This is a genomic window from Haloquadratum walsbyi J07HQW2, assembly GCF_000415985.1.
Taxonomy (GTDB): domain Archaea; phylum Halobacteriota; class Halobacteria; order Halobacteriales; family Haloferacaceae; genus Haloquadratum; species Haloquadratum walsbyi_B.
This window is the reverse complement of the sequence record NZ_KE356561.1, coordinates 600007-616930: the sequence shown is the minus strand read 5'-3', so window position 1 is coordinate 616930 and position 16924 is coordinate 600007. Positions and strand designations below refer to the sequence as shown.

The following is a 16924-nucleotide window of genomic DNA, read 5'->3' as shown; positions in this document are numbered from 1 at the left end:
TGAAACAATACTGCCACTGGTGATTGGCGAGTCATAAAGAACACTGTAAACACACAGATCAGTCGACCCGATCCGACCCGACTAACTGAATACTCTCTTCTCTCGCGGCTAATTCTCGTCGCGGGTCAACTCAACTCTACTCTTCCAGAGGGGAAACGTCGACGGCGCCGTAACCGGAATCCGAGTCGTCAGCCAGGGACTCCGATTCAACCGTCTCTCACTGCCCTTGCATCGAGTCCAAGATTGCCAGCAGCTCACTGTGGGTCCCAGACAGTTGCTTACTGACCTCGTCGAGCTCCTGCTTCAGTTCCTCGCCTGGGTCCTCGGACTCCTCCAGCTCCTGCTTCAGATCCTCAACCCGTTTCTCGGACTCTTCCAAGTCCTCCTGAAGCCTCGTCACCTTCTGCTTCAGTTGCTCCGGGTCATCCGGTAGCTTGTCCCTCATATCTCAGGCTCGGTTTCCCCACTTCTTCAACCTGACTCTGTCGGGGACTCAGTTGAGGGGAGCACGGACACACTGGGGCTCACGTCTCGAGTGAGAGATTGCGAGGTCGAAGCCTTGCAAGGTCGGACACAACACGCGAGCCATTCCAACGATTGTCAAGAAGAATAACGTCTTCAGAGGTCCGGGTCTGTTGTGTTATTCGGCATTGTTCATCATATGTAGCTGGAGTTTCTCGTGGCAATGGATGGAAGATTCCTTCTTATGGCTGGGTTCACCTTCCCTGTCTTCAGACTCGTTGAGCCATTGAGTCATGCGTTATTCACTATGGGTATCCGAATGCTCGCGACTGCTGGCATTTGTGATGTGCTTGATCTCCGTGCTGAATAAACTGTGACACTGTCCCGGCTCGCTGTCTCATATCCAGGTTCTCTGATACCCCCAACATATACTTAAACATCCTCGTAAGCACTGTGTCAGTTGGCGGGGAACTGGGACTCACGAAGCCACGAATATGCCGGGATTCGGCAGAGAAAGACAATACAGCTATGACAGTTGCAACAAATGTGCAGTGACTGGACTGTGTCACCGCCTGTCTCTATACCTGTCAGCGAAATAGACACCGACTATCAGATATGCAACCGATGTCGCTATCTCAAACAGTGAAGACTCGCCCGTGAGCATCATCACAAAGCCCGCACACCCCGAAAAGAGACTCGTGAGAGCCACAATCAACAAGAGGGATTTCTGTGACATCATGATGCGTAGTATCTGTTTCGTGAATCTTCAGTATCATACCATTGACACAGTCGGTTATTGACTGTTTCAGCGCTGTGTGCAACATATCGCCTTGTGAGCACGACAATTTGTTACATAAGGCATGAGTCGACAATATCTCCACAGATTCTCACCATTAGTTGTGTGACTACAATCAGCAATCGGATCTCGTCTCTCTCTCAGTGTCATCCATGCTATAACACTGTAATTTGATCATTTAGTTCTATTTTTACGAGATCGGCGATTATCGGGACCAAGGGTTAATCAACAGGCTTACGCGCGTGCCGGCGGTCAATATCGTCCTAAGAACAGAACGAACAGGGAGATAACATATGATATGTCTCTTGAGAGTTTTCTTGAGTCTATTATGTTACTTGGCGGCTCTGTATTAGCTGTCGATGGGATTTTACCCGGATTATTTGCCGGAATAGCCGCAACAGGAGTTGGATTATCTCTGACAATTAGTGGAATCAAGGAGCTCAATCGATCGTGGAGAATATTCACGACGGATTCAGTGCCAATTGATGAGGCTGTTGGGAGTGATGAATTAGTTCAGATCACCGGTGTCCATCCATCTCAGCCGAGTGAGACGATTCTCTCACCAATCCACAATCAAGTATGTGTGGCGTACAAGTATGAAATTCGCTCTCAACTGAATGATGGCTGCTCAATTGACTCTGGCACCGAGTATCGACCATTTAACATTTCTGATGAGACAGCGGGGGTATTGATTACCCCTACGACAGAAACTCTGTCATTGAATACCCAGAAACAGACGGTCACAGGAGGGAGGGAGGTATCAAGCGAGATTGATGAAGAGAAAATTAACGTGGATCCACTAGCTGAGATAAGCGACTCAGGTAGTGTCCCAAATCCGATTGAATTGATCGAGGGAGCACTCAGTCTTGGCGAGCAAATGACGGTTGTCGGAAAAGCAAACCCAACGCCAAAGACGGGGGCCAAAGATACCAGTATAGATGTGGATACGGACGCAGATGCAGTCATGACACCTGAAACAGACCATCTGAATGTAATGAATGATCTGACAGGAACCACTGTATTAAAAAGAGACACCGTGGGGGCACTTTTTGCAATTGTTGGGTCTCAGTTTACTCTTATTGGATTAGCTATTTTTATTTCCACTCTCAGCAGTTTAACATAATAGAAATAATGAAAATTCTGTCACTGCACACATGACATGGGGTTTCCACACGTTCAATTGACGCTGAGCAAGACCTCCAAGTCCAGGACTAGGGATAATCTGCTGTCCTCACACAACCCACTCACGTCATATGGGTGGCTACGGGCATGCAGAGAATCGCGTCCCAATTCTGCCCGATCACATTCGAGTCGAGACAAGATTTCAGCACAGCACAGGACACGTTGTGGAATTAATTAGTTCCTGTATGCCGTTCTGGCCAGTCTATCTGCCTTTCGATTATGAGCACTTGCAATAGAATGTACTCTTACCGTGTCAAAGTACGTCGTCAATTTGCGGAATCTTCCATACCATCTGTGTGTGCTCTGTGCTGTTGGTGTACTTTTGCCGTCTGCCACTTCTGCGAGACTGTTACTATCTGTGTGAATCATGACTCTATCGGTGTCTCTGTGTGTGGCAATCCATGAGAGAGCATGTATCACCCCAAGCCATTCGGCACTTGTTGATTCTCGATACTCAATCCGTGAGTTGTGTGTGATTTCCTCGCCCGTGGCATCTGTGAGTATCCATCCGATGCCTGCCTCCTGCTCGGCTGGGTCAACACTTCCATCAGTGTAGACAGTTATCATGCTCTACTCTACTCTACCAGATTCAACCCTAAACAGGTTTCAACAGCACCATGATCAGTGTCAGTTTGAGCGTGTCTTTTGAGAAGTCACTCAGTATGTTTTTGTTTTCTCGCCGTTGCGACGGTCAGTCCGCCGACAGTCTTGAACTAGGACAGGATATGTGGAGTGAAGGGTGAGATTGTCGTCTCTGTGGACTTTCTTCCCGTCGCAACAGTGTGTATATTTGACACGAAGAAAGTATAAATTCTATGTGTCTCCAAAATCTCACCTTATCAAGGTGAGTTTGTTGATGCTGATGCTGTTTCCCCAGTGATCGCACGGACAACTCGCCGGTCGGCGACATAACTCAAGATACTGATTTGACGGGATCTGATTCCAAGATTTTCAGCAGCCTCACATACCTACCGGTTTGCTGGTGAATTTCGTCCTCTCGCTGTATTCGATAGGAGGCACTCCCAGATATTCCAATCTTCGGGTCGAGTCTCCTCAGTATACGTGACCTTCGGAGCGTTATCCCAACATTATCTCAAACTAGGTGATGGCATTGATCTTGACCTCTGGCAAATTTCCCTAGACTTGTCCTTCGAGCACCCAACGTAGAATCCCGATATTTCTCTTGTATCAAGAGTACGTCTCTCTGCCGAAGCAATGATCACTACGACGCATCCGACGTACCCCTGTATCTCTTCGGCTCTTACACACGGAGAGACGGCTCTTTATCGAAGGCGCGAGCTTGCTATCCTTGGGATCCGGGTAATCATGGCATTTGTTCACCCATCTACTCGTGATCAACGAAAGTTCAGTTGGGATTCGTCTTGTATTTCGGGGAAGTCCAAAGGAGAATCTCACATATCGATTGCTCTCACACCGAGAGGCTATGTCTTCCCTCATCCACTGGTGGACTTCCTTACTCGGCATCCGGTTTGCTATATCGAAGAGAATTAATATAATAGCAGAGGGAGATTCACTGATGTATTCAGATCGTGAACCTGTCCGTCGAAGAAGAACGTCAAGAAGGATTGGTGAAGAAGAGCGGAGGATTGCAATTGTTACCGGAGTTGGGATTCGTGGTGTCCCTGAATTATTCACAGTCACTACTCTCGCAATTATCCAGATATATCTCCTCTATCGTCTCGCTTTGTGGATGATAGGTCTCATACGATAGTCGAATACCACCGTCAAGTTATGACATTGGTACTGACTCAGAAACCACTCAATGAGGGTTCTCGCCGTTGCAACGGACGGGGGGGGGGATTGTAATAGGGTAAGCTGGCTTGCAGTCGGGAAGGGGGAGGGGGGAGCCCCGTTACAACGGTACAGAATAATGCCACGAGAAGACATATAATTGTCCTTCTCATCTTCTGAGTCTGAAATAGGCGAGAAGGCGAGGTATCTCTCCGCTTGTCCCGTGACGATCACGATCCTAATGATGATGTTCCCGAGTGACTCAAATCTTCTGTCTCGTCACGGGGAGGCATTTGTTTACTCTCTTGACCCAAGTGACGTTGAGCATAGAATTGACTGTTTGGTCAGTTTTCTGATTCAATCAATAAATGAAGAAATCAAACTGATAGACCGACGGATCAATGCGAATGAGCAGTTCCAGTGGTCCCAACTATGAGTTCAGCAAACAATCGCATGTTTACTGGCATCACTCTAAGTGTGCTCTGACAGCGTTTGATTCGGACATGATGTCGACCGTCATGTAGTGTAGGATTCGAAGATTGACTTTAGGGGATCTGTTGGCTCCCTCATGACGATACAGGAGATTTCTACGCTGTTCCCAGTGACTGTGAATCGGTTGCTGGCATTGCTGGCATTGCTCGATAACCCACAACGCCAGTAACTGAATCAATCGTGATATTCAGGAGCTCAACTCTTCGATCACTCCTTACACAATGTCGTATCTACTGCAACTACCCTCAGAGGACTCACAACCGATCTAAATGTGCCACTAGATCAACAACATGGACCGCTGAAAGCCGTTACAGGACTGTTAGCTACCGTGGCTTTCAGCCTCATCCACTCTGTGTGAGGTCCTCCTGCACACCATATATCCCTGATGTTTTCTCTACAATAATCTACAATAATCGATATTGGAAGGTCAAGAGCTTCCCAATCTATGCGAGAGGTACACATGCTGGGATATCTCCGAGTCTCAAGAGATGAGCCGTGATTATTTCAAGAACGGAAATTACTACATCTGGATACGCCCAATCACAGATAGCTTCCACAACGTCGGTTTTCGACGGGGCTCTGATCCAAACTGTCTCGAGCTCTGTGCTAAGTTTGCATGATCGAACACCTGAACCATATTTCCAGCATTTAATTGCGGTCGATCTCGTCTCTCAGAATAGTGGCGGTCGGTACCTCCAGGTCCAGGGTGCGGTTCCCTCTCCCAGATTCACGTATCTGAATCGAGCACTTCTTTTCATCACTGCATGAGCGAATATTCCCACACCGTGATGACAACTCGAGACAATAGTCTGTGAGAGCTGTCTGCTTCCGTTCTCAGGCATTAGTATGAGAGCCTCCTGAAAATCTGAAGAGTCGGTGTCTACGGAAGCCTGCCGGCTCTTTGTGGAATCATGTCTCGGTATCTGACGGACTGTTCTCGTAATCAAGTACCGCCGTGGCTATGAGTCATCGTGAAAAACCTCCGATGGAATAGCCGCAAATCTGTCTCCGTCTTCGAGTGACACCGACTGATCAATTCGGTGTTCCTTCCCGCGTTCTACTAACGGGACATCATCTCGAAAAAGACGATATTCAGAAGGAGTCAGTCCTATCTCGGAAAGTATCTGTGTTTCCGAATCGGCTGTCGCTAGTATTGTATGTTCCCTTCCGTTGACGATAATCTCAATAGTCTCTCCCATCGAACACAAGTAATATGATAGTGATAAAGAGAGTTAAATATATCTCAAACTGCAGGTGAAAGGTCTGAAAGCCGAGAAAATGGGCGTTCTCGATATGCCATCCGTGTTGCTTCATGTGCTTTCTCCATCATACCTTTTGCATCTGGTGTGTGTGCTCTAAAGCACAGCATGGACAAACCCGCGCTTCACTCGGGGGGATTCTCACCACACCGAGGACAAACCTCTGTAGTTAACTCTGATTCATCATCATTTACTTCTAAATCAAATGACTCCCGTGCTTGTCGGATATAATCGCTATCCTTCAGATGAGAGTATGTTGACCTCATGACCCGACTGCTTGGAGCATGACCAAGTTGATGCTTGATTGCACTTTCAGCTACTCCACGGCGAAGAGCAATTGTGACAAAGTTATGCCGAAGTGTATGAGGATTCAATGGCTTGTCTACTCCGGCTTTTTTCATATAATCTAGTTTATCATATATTGTCGATGAGCTTCTTATTCTATGAGTTGCTTTATTACGTTGTCTCATTGAATAAAACACAATTGCGTTTGGGTTATCGGGGTCAGGATGCCCGGTTCGAAGGCATTGTTGGACACTAGCCTCCGATAATAACAAACCTCGCCATGTTCCGTGCTTATTGGCTCATTTGAGTCCCTCTGCATCTGCATCTGCATTGGTACTGGAGAGGAGACAGTAGCACACGCTCGTCGAACCACTGACTGCTCAGATAAATACTGGCATCTGACCGACCGGTGATTCTTATATATTATTTTCACCGTCGTTTGCGTAACTATTTGATCTTGGGGTGATTTCAATTATATAGATTGTAGCCAATTTACATACTCCAAGTTCAGCTTCACATGCCAAATAAAAAACAGACATCGGAACGTGTCCGTTCTGCGGAAGAACTCTTCTGTCGGAAGCCGTGATATTGGAGTATATAGTTGATGATGAAACACGAATCTTTGCTGAGTGTTATGATTGTGACGAGCCTGTTCAGCCACAATGATTATCGTATCAGATAGCAGGGGTAATTAACCTACACAGAAGCAACGATTGATTATCATGAGGAGGAAGGGTATCAGCACACATTCCTATGATTGATCCCTGTGCTTTCTATCTGAGTAGTCATATAAACTAGGCTACGCTACGGAAACGTGTCACACGGGTGATGTTCTTCCGTTACCAGCGAAGTCAGATGAATTCCGAATTTTGCGGACCGTTCGTGATATGAACCTCAAAGGGTTGCGTGCTGACGTCATCCTGTTTGATTAGGTGCCAGTACGTCTCAGCCATCTCGTTGGGGTCGAGAATCGTCTCGTCTTCTTTATCGGGGACACCCGGCGTGTCGATTTGCCCATCGATGACAACGTGAGATACATGAATTCCTTCAGAGCCGAACTCCTGGGCAATGTCCATCGCCATCCCACGAGCGGCGAACTTCGCGGCTGTGAAGCCGATTGCACCGCCGAGACTCCGTACCGAAGAGGTTGCGCCGGTAAAGATGACCGTCCCGCCACCCGTCTGAAGCATATCACTGACAGCTTCCCGCGAACAGACAAACGCACCTCGCCCATTAACCGCCCACGACTGTTCAAACTCCTCGACGCTCACGTCCATGAGCCCTTTCCAAGAGGCGGCGCTCGCGTGATTCACGAGCACGTCGACTGCGCCAAATGCTTCCCGAACCGCCGTGAACCCCTTTCGTATCTGCTCGATATCTGTGAGGTCTGTCTGGACGGCAAGCCCCTCACCGGGTGCCGGCAGTTTCTCCGCGAGTTCCTCAATGTAGCCCGCCGATCGAGCGAAGAGGGCGACCTGACAGCCCTCGGCTGCAAACTTTCGGGCAAGTGATTCACCAAGCCCCGGACCGACACCCGCGATGACCGCTGTATGTGTCATGTAGTAGCCTACGAATCGAACCAGCAAAGCCGTGGCGACAGATCTCTGATTGTTTAATCGACAAATGGGAAACTCGCTGTCCAATTAAATGACTTTTATCAAGCTCCAAAGCTACCGACTGGGTAGATCAAAATACCAGTATCTATCGGGCTGCCAAGCGATGCAAGCATGTGAGGCACTCAGATCCATTTAGCAGCGAGATAACCGCACAATGACCTCACAGCTCCATGCCCCTAGTCTCTCTCCCTAGCGTGGCGATTCACGCTTGCCGGTGTCGTCGTATCGCTCCAAAAAATAGTCGTTATGAATTGGCTGCCGAATTCGCAAGCTAGCGTCGGTGGAAGAGCTCTAATTGTAGCGTCGGTTATTTCAGGAGGTCTCGCTGCAACACGCTCAATAGATTTAGGAGTCACTAGACTTCGTACAGGATTTCTCGCTTGGATCATCAGTATTCTCACATTCGTCATGTCAGCAGCGTGGTCACCGCTCAGAGCTATCTTCTGAATCTTTGTCGATAATCCACTCTAAAAAGTATATATGATTCTGCACTTCCTCTCTTACCTGCCCGTCAACAACTAAGAGTCTATAGTCTGCGCACGGGCGATGTGCTAATCAAATCCAGACTCAGACTCAGACTCTGGTTCTGAGGTACTAATCTAACAATGATTTTTATATTCTCAGATTACGCTTTCTGCAGATATGGTTGATATCGATTTTGTCGTAGTTATGATCTGTCTGATCACTGGCTTTCTCTTAGGTGGGATTGCTTCGATTATGTCCATAATTGGTCGATCATCCAATGTGATGCTACTACTAAATGTTGCAGCTGGAGGTCTCATCATTATCGGCGTTGCTATTGCACTGTTATAGGGACAGAATAATATGAAACTGTAATTTTACAGATAACATAAGAATCTACGACAGCACACTGTGTACTGTACACATACCTGTTGTTATTGATAGATGCGATAACTCCTCGCCCGTATGATAGACAACTAATTGCAGTCACTGTGACGCCCGTCATAACGAGCGTGACGTGCCGTTTTTACTAAACGAATCATAAAAGAAATTATGATATTTGAATACTTCTACAATTACTTTAGCTCCGACAGTACAGAGACTCAAGAAACTGAAGAGGATGTGAACAATACTGAGGATGATGATGACGAGTATTGATATTTCAGTGAATCAAATTAAGTAAATAGTATCTCGACTACCGGTATTATGATCACCGGGTTTAGAATAAACAGAGTGGAATCACCTTCTAAGACTCAAATGCGCGTCTAAGAAACTATGGGATCACGATAATATCAAATACTGCGAATACGAAAACAAGTAGTTACATTGCCGGGCGGTCACCTAATAATAAGAATGCAATCAATAAAATGCTGCTTGCGGTAATAACTGGTAGTCCACAGTGAACGAGCGGGTTCTAAAGAATAGACGGACTTGTTACAGGATTATGATTCAAATTAGCGGTGACGAGTCACTCGCGACGCTGAAAGATACTTGAAATACAGTTATTAGGCGTTCTTGACTATTAGTAACCCCTCACACTGTATCGGAATCGTCGACTGTGTCAATTGAGATATATTCATCACTCTCATTGTATAGTTGCTCACTCGCTTACTCTCCCCATACCTCTTTGAGTAATATGAAAGTGAATAACTACGAGTAAACAGATATGGAAAATACAAAAACCGGAATAATAATTGCTGCATTAATTATCGGATCTATCCTGGGAGGTGCTGGATATTATATCTGTACCGATGAAACCAACAGTGCAGTACAAAAAGCAACAGGCACACCAGATCCAGGGAGTCCGGTGCAAGAGGCGACAGGCACATCAACTCAACAAAACACGATACAGGACACGACCGCCACACCAACTGCAGATTTTCAAAGTTTGACTCAAGAAGCAATAAACACACCAGACCCTAATAAGGATATCAATATTCATAATAAGCACTCTGATGCTGTTGAATTGAAGATCGTTGTTGAGAACCCTACTACTGGAATTGAACTATATAACGACAGTTTCTCTATAGCGCCGAACAGTGAGCAAGAGTCTGTGTATAATCTGAAACAACTCAATCCAAATGGGGTTCAAAACTACAGAGTTGTCGCCGAATATAATAATACACGTGATAGCATGACAATCAGAACTAATGATTGCCACAGCGATGCGAATGTAGAAATAACGAAAGACGGCAATTTAAGATCGTATTATTATATATGCTGAGAGGTCAATTTACTCTGATTTGAATCCGAAAGCGACAAAATCTGTTTTGACTGGAGATGTCTATTTGATATAGTGACGCTCACAGTCACATAGAATTCAATATTAAGATAAGCGAAAGCAAACAGAGGTAATTCAGAAGCTAGCCTCGGTTGGTGCATCAACGCTAGTGAACATCAAGAAGAGATATGAACCGCTCTGTCCCCATATGAATGTGATCTGTTATACACAGTAAATTGAATATTTCTGATGAATCCATACAGTGCTCATACAGCTATCAAGTGTAATCTACAGGTAGAGCAGGGCGAGTGCCTCGGGGTCGGGGCTTGGCCCCAAGGGTGAAGCCCGTCGGAACATTCACGAAACCACGTTCCTAAGATATCAAGGCAGTCAGAAAACCCAAAAGACGGATTAAAGAGCTTAATCTGACGCTGACTGAGACACGATATGGAAATGGAAATGTGGTGTCTCTCAAAACCCGCGTCTTCGACGTGGTGAGACGGACACTATCGGGTCGTGATGGAGCGACTGACCCTCACGGACACCAGCGAGGTGTTCGGGTGTTAACTCCAGCCGACCCCACTCTCGGGGAAGGTCGAGGGGAATGAAATTCGCCTGCGTCCGTCCGCCCACTTTGCGGGCGACACGGACAAAACGGTGAAGCCTCGGCTTGGGGCTTGTCCCCGAGGCACTTCACGCAAGTGCGGTCACATGCCCATCTAAAAAGCAATTGAATCCACAGTTCGTTCTGAGATCACCGATTGCTATCTCGCCAACATCGTTAGCGACACACTGCTCAACGATATGTTTCGACAGTGTATGCAGAAACTGGTCTTTCCGGCTTGAGAGTGTTCGACGGGCTTTCAGTGCCCGGTCTGAGAGGTCGTTCTTACCGTCGCTCTGGGACTCATCTTGTGAAATAGTGTTTGTCTTCTTTGAGCGGACTCCCCGGATACAACTCGCTCACACTGTTTTCGTAGTCAATAGCGAGGTAGTTACTACTCCCCAGCGGTATTTTGCTCGGGAGCATCCTCAACGGGGATTTGTTTGTTACAGACAAGATGGATTTCCCAGCAGTTGCCATTCCAAACCGCCTGCACCTGCTGGATGTTCTCAACAGTTACGTCGGGGCGTGTCTCGTATTCGATAAGGATGAAGTCTGATTGATTATCCTTCAAGTTGAATCCCTTAAATAGCCGAATCTGACTGTGTTTTGCGTTGTGTCTGATACTGTTTTTTCCATGTGATCGTTGAGCGTGGGTGGGGGTGGTCGTCACCACGTTTTCGATATCCCGGTGGGTTGTTGCCGTCATCGGCATCGGAATTGTACCATCCGCTGAACGCCTCAGCGAGCTCTTCAAGAACTCGCTGAGTTGAGCGTGGAGGTCAGTATAGCGTTCGTGGTCTTTCAATGCCGATTTTAGTTCATCCTCTTCAGGAATTTCACCCGTCTCATCCCATTTCTTGGCTGTAGTAGCGTCCTACATCCCAGAGTTTGGCGGTACTGAACCCGCAAGCGTCGAGATCGTCCCGAACCTGTTGATGGTTCGTGATTTTGGCGACGTATGTGCGGGTTGTGTCCAGCATCAGGTTACATAACACGTTGTGTGAGTTTGCAGATGAAACATGTCGGTAGAATATCCGGTCATGCTATGATGGTATGGATGTGACTCGCTCATGTCGGTCTCATCGCCCGGCTGTTCGTCACTCGGTTCCGACAGTCGTCGGGACACTCTCTGCTCACGGTAAGGCGGGTGTATTCACCTTGTCTTTCTATAATAGCACAGAGATACAATTCCCTCAGGTCGGTGATAGCTAAGTTATACTTTTTGAGAATACAATCTTGTAGTTTTGATCATGTCACTGTCACCACTAACCCCAGACATATCAGCAGATAATCTCAGTAAATAACATGAACATCCCGTCAGCTTAATATACACGTCGTCATATCATACGTATTATGGTTCGATGTAAGAGCTGTGAAACATCGTTTGAGCATGCCGATGAGGTCAGCGAGGACGAGGTTGATGAGATAGAGACAACCGATGATGACCGACCGCGGATTCAGATTGGCACAAATAAACACGCAGTGTGGCGATGTCCGGACTGTGGTTCCGTTCTCGGTGTTCGGTGAGAATTCAAGACGACTACCACAAGCGATCTTACTAGTGATGTTGTGAACCGTCTCGGGGTCAGGTCCCGAGGCACTCGGCCTGTAGACTTGGGGAATATGGGGAAGGGGTAAAGAGTATGATTCTAACAGTCAAAGTCAGAATAGCGACGATAGTAACTGACTATGGCGTAAGCCCAAGTTAGCGATAGGTTCCAGAAGTCGTGGCAAATACACAACTTGAGCGCGACACGTCGCATCCCGAAAATTGAAGTCGTTAGCCTCTTCGGGAGTGTCTGATTGCTCTGGGCTCTTGGACATCTCCGGTGTCCCTGTCGGGTGTAAAGTTCGATAACGGTAACGAGATTCGCGTTTGCCGAGTTAAACAACCGAAAATTCAATCCCTTGACCTCAATGAGATTGACTTTGTGCTGGTCGTAGAACACTCCTACTTTGGTGACCACCTCAGGCGACAGTTAGGACTTGATTATGCAACTGAACTGTTTTTATTTTCAGCCGGTTTGAGATATTTTTCTCCCCAGTTGTTCATTTCTTCGACAACCGGCTGAAGAGCAGCACCTCGCTCAGTCAAAGAGTAGTTGACACGAAATGGCTTCTCACTCACGATATCACGATCGACAAGTTTCTTCTCTTCTAGATCTTCGAGGACGTCAGAAAGTACTTTACTCGAGATTTCGCCAACAGCACTCTGGAGTTCACTGAATCCCATCGCTCCATCCTCTAACAACCGATCGATGACAACAGTATGCCATTTTCGTCCGATCAGTGTCGCTGTTGAGGTAATCGGGCACCACTCTTTACCGCTACACCATACTGGAAGTTTCTTGCTATCGCTCATTACTCTCAATGATACGGATTAAAGAGGTAATAAGGTTACCAAACACAACCTTGTTCATCGGCGGGTGAATCTTATCACAAATAGTTTCAGCATGTTCTATGGTCACGGTTACCGGCAAGTTACCTGCTCACCGGTGTCTCAGTGGGTTTCCCCTCACTCAGCTCGGACTTTTAAGTTACCATCCCGTACCAAGTTACTAGAGGTAGCCCAAATGACAGACGTAGAAATCGACGCTGACAGCACAGCACTCTTAATCACTGACCCTCAGATCGACTTCCTGAAACCCGACAGCGTGGTGTGGGACAAGGTCGGTGAGACAGTCGAAGAGAACGCAGTCGTCAACAAACTCGTCGCCCTCCGGGAAGCGGCTCGCGAAGGGAATGTGCCGGTAGTCTACTCACCTCACGAGTACACCGACGACGAATTTGATAGCTGGGAGAAGCTGAACACGATCGACCAGATCATGTTCGACACGCGGATGTTTGATGCCGACGGCAAAGGGAGCGACTTCGTCCCCGAGTTGTCGCCGGACGACAACACATTCGTGCTCTCACCACACAAGCAACTTTCGGGATTCTGGAGCAACGACGTCGGGACGCAACTCCGCCAACGAGGTATTGACACGCTTGTACTTGCGGGAATGAGCGCAAACCTCTGTGTTGAGTCACATCTCCGTGATGCCGTTGAGAATGGCTTCGAGGTGATCACGGTGACAGACGCGACCGCTGCTGCTGGGCAGGACGCACTCGAGGCCGCACACACGAACTTCGGGTTCATCGCTCACGAGACTGTCACAACTGAGCAGGCGACCGACCGGTTAGCCACCGCAGGCGTTGAAGCAGAGAGTGTGTCGACGGACGGTGGACGCGACACGACCGAAGAAAACGAGTCGAGCAATGGGTTTCTTTCTCGGTTTTTCTGAGGAAAGTGCTCTCCGGCACGTGTAGTCAGTTCTAGCTGTCTCCATATTGTTGTGTTTGAACGACTCAACATGGTGATCGGCGTCTGAGCATATGCGCCGTCATAGACACTTTTTATATGCAAGCGGAGATGGAACAAAAGTTGACAGAGACTAACAAATTGATGTGTCCATTAGATATAGTAAATCAGTTTCTCAGGGTTCAGTTGCGAATTTTGACGGTAGAGTCTATATCTCTGACCTGACTCAGCGATGACTGCTGAGTTTATTATCGATGAATCCACCCATATTGTATAGACTGGTGATGGTATGGGAATACACGCATAGTCGATAGTGGTGAAACGAGCATATTCACTACACGGTACAAACTGTAGAAGCAATCTTTATGAGTTGAAACTTGCCTGTCTGTAAGAAACAACATATGAGCAGAAGGAAGTTTAACTCAGAGTTCCAGTACATAACATCGATGTCCGGTCAAACGGTATCGATGTAGAGTGGATCGTACGCTGATCACCAGATCATTAGGTTACGTTCTTGCTTCCTGAAATCCCTGAAGTATCTTATAGCCGATATATGAGAGAAATGGAAATGAGTATGACGAGGGTGATAATCGATAATTCCGGTCCGATAATAATCTGGAGGGAAATTATACAGGTCTTAATACATCACTTTATCTACTGAATTATTGGACCCTCAGTTACTCGTCGGCAAGCAAGGATCCATAGTTTATATCGGGAGTAGGGATATCTAAAGATTTCAGCGAGAGTTCCACTGATCACCCGACCCGTGGTCGTTTATCCCGCTAAGCTACTCACCCAAATCTACGTTGCTTAGACGTAACAAACATAATATGTTGTTGCTGCCATACAAAATGTTGTAATTAGGCTAACAGGGTCTGAGATTGGCTCATTTCGAGTAAGATTTGCAACAGAACTATCAATAATCTATGCCACTCCAATCAGTAGTGCTGGGATTTTTCTTTGATAGCTATCGACGATATTTTTCATACTGATCAGTTTGCATCACTCATAATCGGAGACAAAAAACAGAATCAGTCCAAGAAATTGTATCTCCTTTCTGAGCAGCTTGGTGCATTCCGAACGGTGTCAATCTCGACTCTCGATAGATGAACGATTGTCCATCTGTATTTCATAGACTTTCTCACGGGGAATAATTTTTTCATCAAAGTTTGATCCGGACCCATCAATCACGAACGCATCAAGTCTCTCGTCGTATTTGACGGATTCATTTAATGCTTCTTTTGTCTCGCCTGGCTCAGGCTCATATTTGACGTATGCCATCAAGATGCACAAATAGATATGAACGAATCAAGTTTCGGATAGGCGATGATGGCAATTAGATTCTGTAGTAACTCGTGTACATGATACTGTATCAACCATTGTACCTGCCCAGATAGATAACAGCCGAGTTGTTAAATTTGACAGTCTCGGTATTCGTTGATACCGCTCGGAACAACATTGCCAGTTCTGTGTCGTGGAATTAATTGGAGACGTCAGTCGTCAGTGACTCCCTTCATATCTAGCTAAGAGAGGAGACTTCGAGTGTCTCACAATCTGGTGAAATGGAAAACAAACCTCATGTGACACACGACAGGCTCCTATGTGCAATGTGAACTCGTAGAGGCACACGCATATATGCGGCTGTATCCGCTTAGCGCAACACATGGACAAGCTACTCCGCATTTTAAAGCAACTACAGTCAATGGTGGATGATCTTGATAAAGATAATTTTACCTTCGATGCTGAAACTACCATTAGCAATCTTTCTGACGGTGACCTGCTCAGGTCCCACGAAGCACACGCCGCCCAGCAAAACGCAGAGGAAGCCGACAATCTGGCACCAGTGACAAATCTGGAAGGAATGACTTCAACACTAAAGGAAAAATCAAGCGGCTCAACCGGCTGATAAAAAAGCCAAGAGCAAAAATGTTGATCTCAACGCCATGTTTGGAGATGGAAAAACGACGTTAACCGAAGTGAGAACTGACGATGACGCTGAAACAGCGACAATACTTATCGACTCACCGGACGCAGAAGCCGAGAGAGGTGATAGACTTGGGGTTGTTGAGGTAACTTACGACGATGGTGAGACCACGCTGATGCACGGGTTTGAGTTCCCGGTTGAGAATCTCGCCGTAGATCACAACCACTCAATGTCAACAGTCCAGATTAACAGAGAATACTCACGTTATACGACGGTTACTGGTGAGTGAGATAATATCTCACCTGAGTGATTATATTAATGTACTGAGAGTGTAATCGACCGCTGTGAGAGTTTTCTCGAATTATTGGGGGAACCACTTTGGATGAGTCAGGATTTGCAATAATCCGGGGAGTACCCCACGGCGCTACGTAACACGATATGATATATCGCGCCATTATCACCTTTGGAGAAATGGAATATAAAGTTCACCTCTCTATGGGGAACATAGTCACATCCGGGGCCCGTCGTGCCGACTGGGAGGACAGGCTCGCGCTCCTCATATTCTCGCTTTTCGAGTGAGGAACCATGAGAAATACAGCGATATTGAGGTGCTCAATAACAGTTATATAACCACCCGAACGCGAATACGGGATTCTTGAGAAGGTTGCACACAACTGATATTCATCATCAATCCTATTTGAAGGGACGGGAGCCCTTGGAGCCGGGGGAGGGTACGCGATCAGTAGGATAGGGGTAGCTGGCGCGACTCTCCCGACTCCCGAAAACAATTATCTGAGTGTCATATTAAATTAATCATTAATGCAAGTTCCTCTGGAGTAAGGAGCTACGTGATCACGCTGGGTTCATATGCTACACTGACAAACATTATCATACACTAATTAACGTAGTTGCTACATTCGAAAAAAGTTCTCGTGCGTTTATTGGAGAATAAATTGGAGTTGGAGTTGGAAGCCCAACCTCACTTTTCTTAAGATAGACACAGTCACGATCAGGTCAGTCTGCCAATGACAGCGACGGTGACTATTGCCTCTCAGTGTGAGAACAC

17 protein-coding genes and 1 pseudogene are annotated in these 16924 nt (G+C 46.8%); 8 read left to right on the top strand and 10 right to left on the bottom strand.

Features of this window, described 5'->3' with window-relative positions; all coding sequences use genetic code 11:
• Nucleotides 1–217: 217 nt before the first annotated feature.
• Complete coding sequence (locus tag J07HQW2_RS02855; protein ID WP_021053797.1) at nucleotides 218–445, bottom strand: hypothetical protein; 228 nt, start codon at nucleotides 443–445, stop codon at nucleotides 218–220.
• 240 nt (nucleotides 446–685) lie between these two features.
• Here J07HQW2_RS02855 and J07HQW2_RS17485 point away from each other — a divergent pair, with 240 nt between their 5' ends.
• Nucleotides 686–832 carry a hypothetical protein gene (locus tag J07HQW2_RS17485; RefSeq protein ID WP_021053796.1) on the top strand — a complete coding sequence of 49 codons (147 nt, stop codon included), beginning with the start codon at nucleotides 686–688 and terminating at the stop codon, nucleotides 830–832.
• A 724-nt stretch (nucleotides 833–1556) separates the two neighbouring features.
• Nucleotides 1557–2381 carry a hypothetical protein gene (locus J07HQW2_RS02845; protein WP_021053794.1) on the top strand — a complete coding sequence of 275 codons (825 nt, stop codon included), beginning with the start codon at nucleotides 1557–1559 and terminating at the stop codon, nucleotides 2379–2381.
• A 233-nt stretch (nucleotides 2382–2614) separates the two neighbouring features.
• Here the strand turns inward: J07HQW2_RS02845 and J07HQW2_RS02840 are convergent, their stop codons facing one another.
• From J07HQW2_RS02840 to J07HQW2_RS02815, 5 genes are all read right to left on the bottom strand, one after another.
• Entirely contained in the window at nucleotides 2615–3007 is a 393-nt protein-coding gene (locus J07HQW2_RS02840) for a reverse transcriptase-like protein (protein WP_021053793.1), read from the bottom strand.
• Nucleotides 3008–5643: 2636 nt separating this feature from the next.
• Complete coding sequence (locus J07HQW2_RS02825; protein WP_021053790.1) at nucleotides 5644–5883, bottom strand: hypothetical protein; 240 nt, start codon at nucleotides 5881–5883, stop codon at nucleotides 5644–5646.
• Nucleotides 5884–5927: 44 nt separating this feature from the next.
• Nucleotides 5928–6053, bottom strand: a complete 126-nt coding sequence (locus tag J07HQW2_RS17480) for a hypothetical protein (RefSeq protein WP_021053789.1) — start codon at nucleotides 6051–6053, stop codon at nucleotides 5928–5930.
• 15 nt (nucleotides 6054–6068) lie between these two features.
• Nucleotides 6069–6500 (bottom strand): tyrosine-type recombinase/integrase, encoded by a 432-nt coding sequence (locus tag J07HQW2_RS02820; RefSeq protein ID WP_303703938.1) that lies wholly within the window; start codon nucleotides 6498–6500, stop codon nucleotides 6069–6071.
• A gap of 579 nt (nucleotides 6501–7079) precedes the next feature.
• Nucleotides 7080–7787 carry an SDR family NAD(P)-dependent oxidoreductase gene (locus tag J07HQW2_RS02815; protein WP_021053787.1) on the bottom strand — a complete coding sequence of 236 codons (708 nt, stop codon included), beginning with the start codon at nucleotides 7785–7787 and terminating at the stop codon, nucleotides 7080–7082.
• A 699-nt stretch (nucleotides 7788–8486) separates the two neighbouring features.
• Between J07HQW2_RS02815 and J07HQW2_RS17475 the strand changes: the two genes are divergently transcribed.
• Both J07HQW2_RS17475 and J07HQW2_RS02810 read left to right on the top strand, forming a co-directional pair.
• On the top strand, nucleotides 8487–8657 hold the full coding sequence (locus J07HQW2_RS17475; RefSeq protein ID WP_021053785.1) for a hypothetical protein: 171 nt from the start codon (nucleotides 8487–8489) through the stop codon (nucleotides 8655–8657).
• A gap of 814 nt (nucleotides 8658–9471) precedes the next feature.
• Nucleotides 9472–10029, top strand: coding sequence for a hypothetical protein (locus J07HQW2_RS02810; protein ID WP_021053783.1), 558 nt, complete (start codon nucleotides 9472–9474; stop codon nucleotides 10027–10029).
• A gap of 468 nt (nucleotides 10030–10497) precedes the next feature.
• Here J07HQW2_RS02810 and J07HQW2_RS17470 read toward each other — a convergent pair whose 3' ends face one another.
• A complete protein-coding gene (locus J07HQW2_RS17470) occupies nucleotides 10498–10659 on the bottom strand; it encodes a hypothetical protein (RefSeq protein ID WP_303703937.1) in 162 nt (53 codons plus the stop codon).
• A 117-nt stretch (nucleotides 10660–10776) separates the two neighbouring features.
• Nucleotides 10777–11613 (bottom strand): annotated as a pseudogene (locus J07HQW2_RS02805) (RNA-guided endonuclease TnpB family protein); the annotation flags it as partial.
• Nucleotides 11614–11986: 373 nt separating this feature from the next.
• On the opposite strand from J07HQW2_RS02805, the gene J07HQW2_RS02800 reads away from it, so the two are divergent.
• On the top strand, nucleotides 11987–12160 hold the full coding sequence (locus J07HQW2_RS02800; RefSeq protein ID WP_021053781.1) for a hypothetical protein: 174 nt from the start codon (nucleotides 11987–11989) through the stop codon (nucleotides 12158–12160).
• A 463-nt stretch (nucleotides 12161–12623) separates the two neighbouring features.
• Here the strand turns inward: J07HQW2_RS02800 and J07HQW2_RS02795 are convergent, their stop codons facing one another.
• Nucleotides 12624–12995, bottom strand: coding sequence for a winged helix-turn-helix transcriptional regulator (locus tag J07HQW2_RS02795; protein WP_021053780.1), 372 nt, complete (start codon nucleotides 12993–12995; stop codon nucleotides 12624–12626).
• Nucleotides 12996–13206: 211 nt separating this feature from the next.
• On the opposite strand from J07HQW2_RS02795, the gene J07HQW2_RS02790 reads away from it, so the two are divergent.
• A complete protein-coding gene (locus J07HQW2_RS02790) occupies nucleotides 13207–13917 on the top strand; it encodes a cysteine hydrolase family protein (protein ID WP_021053779.1) in 711 nt (236 codons plus the stop codon).
• Between the two features lie 1103 nt (nucleotides 13918–15020).
• Here the strand turns inward: J07HQW2_RS02790 and J07HQW2_RS02785 are convergent.
• A complete protein-coding gene (locus tag J07HQW2_RS02785) occupies nucleotides 15021–15215 on the bottom strand; it encodes a hypothetical protein (RefSeq protein WP_021053778.1) in 195 nt (64 codons plus the stop codon).
• Nucleotides 15216–15597: 382 nt separating this feature from the next.
• On the opposite strand from J07HQW2_RS02785, the gene J07HQW2_RS02780 reads away from it, so the two are divergent.
• A complete protein-coding gene (locus J07HQW2_RS02780; protein ID WP_021053777.1) occupies nucleotides 15598–15840 on the top strand; it encodes a hypothetical protein in 243 nt (80 codons plus the stop codon).
• A 70-nt stretch (nucleotides 15841–15910) separates the two neighbouring features.
• Nucleotides 15911–16147 carry a hypothetical protein gene (locus tag J07HQW2_RS02775; RefSeq protein ID WP_303703936.1) on the top strand — a complete coding sequence of 79 codons (237 nt, stop codon included), beginning with the start codon at nucleotides 15911–15913 and terminating at the stop codon, nucleotides 16145–16147.
• Nucleotides 16148–16924: the final 777 nt, after the last annotated feature.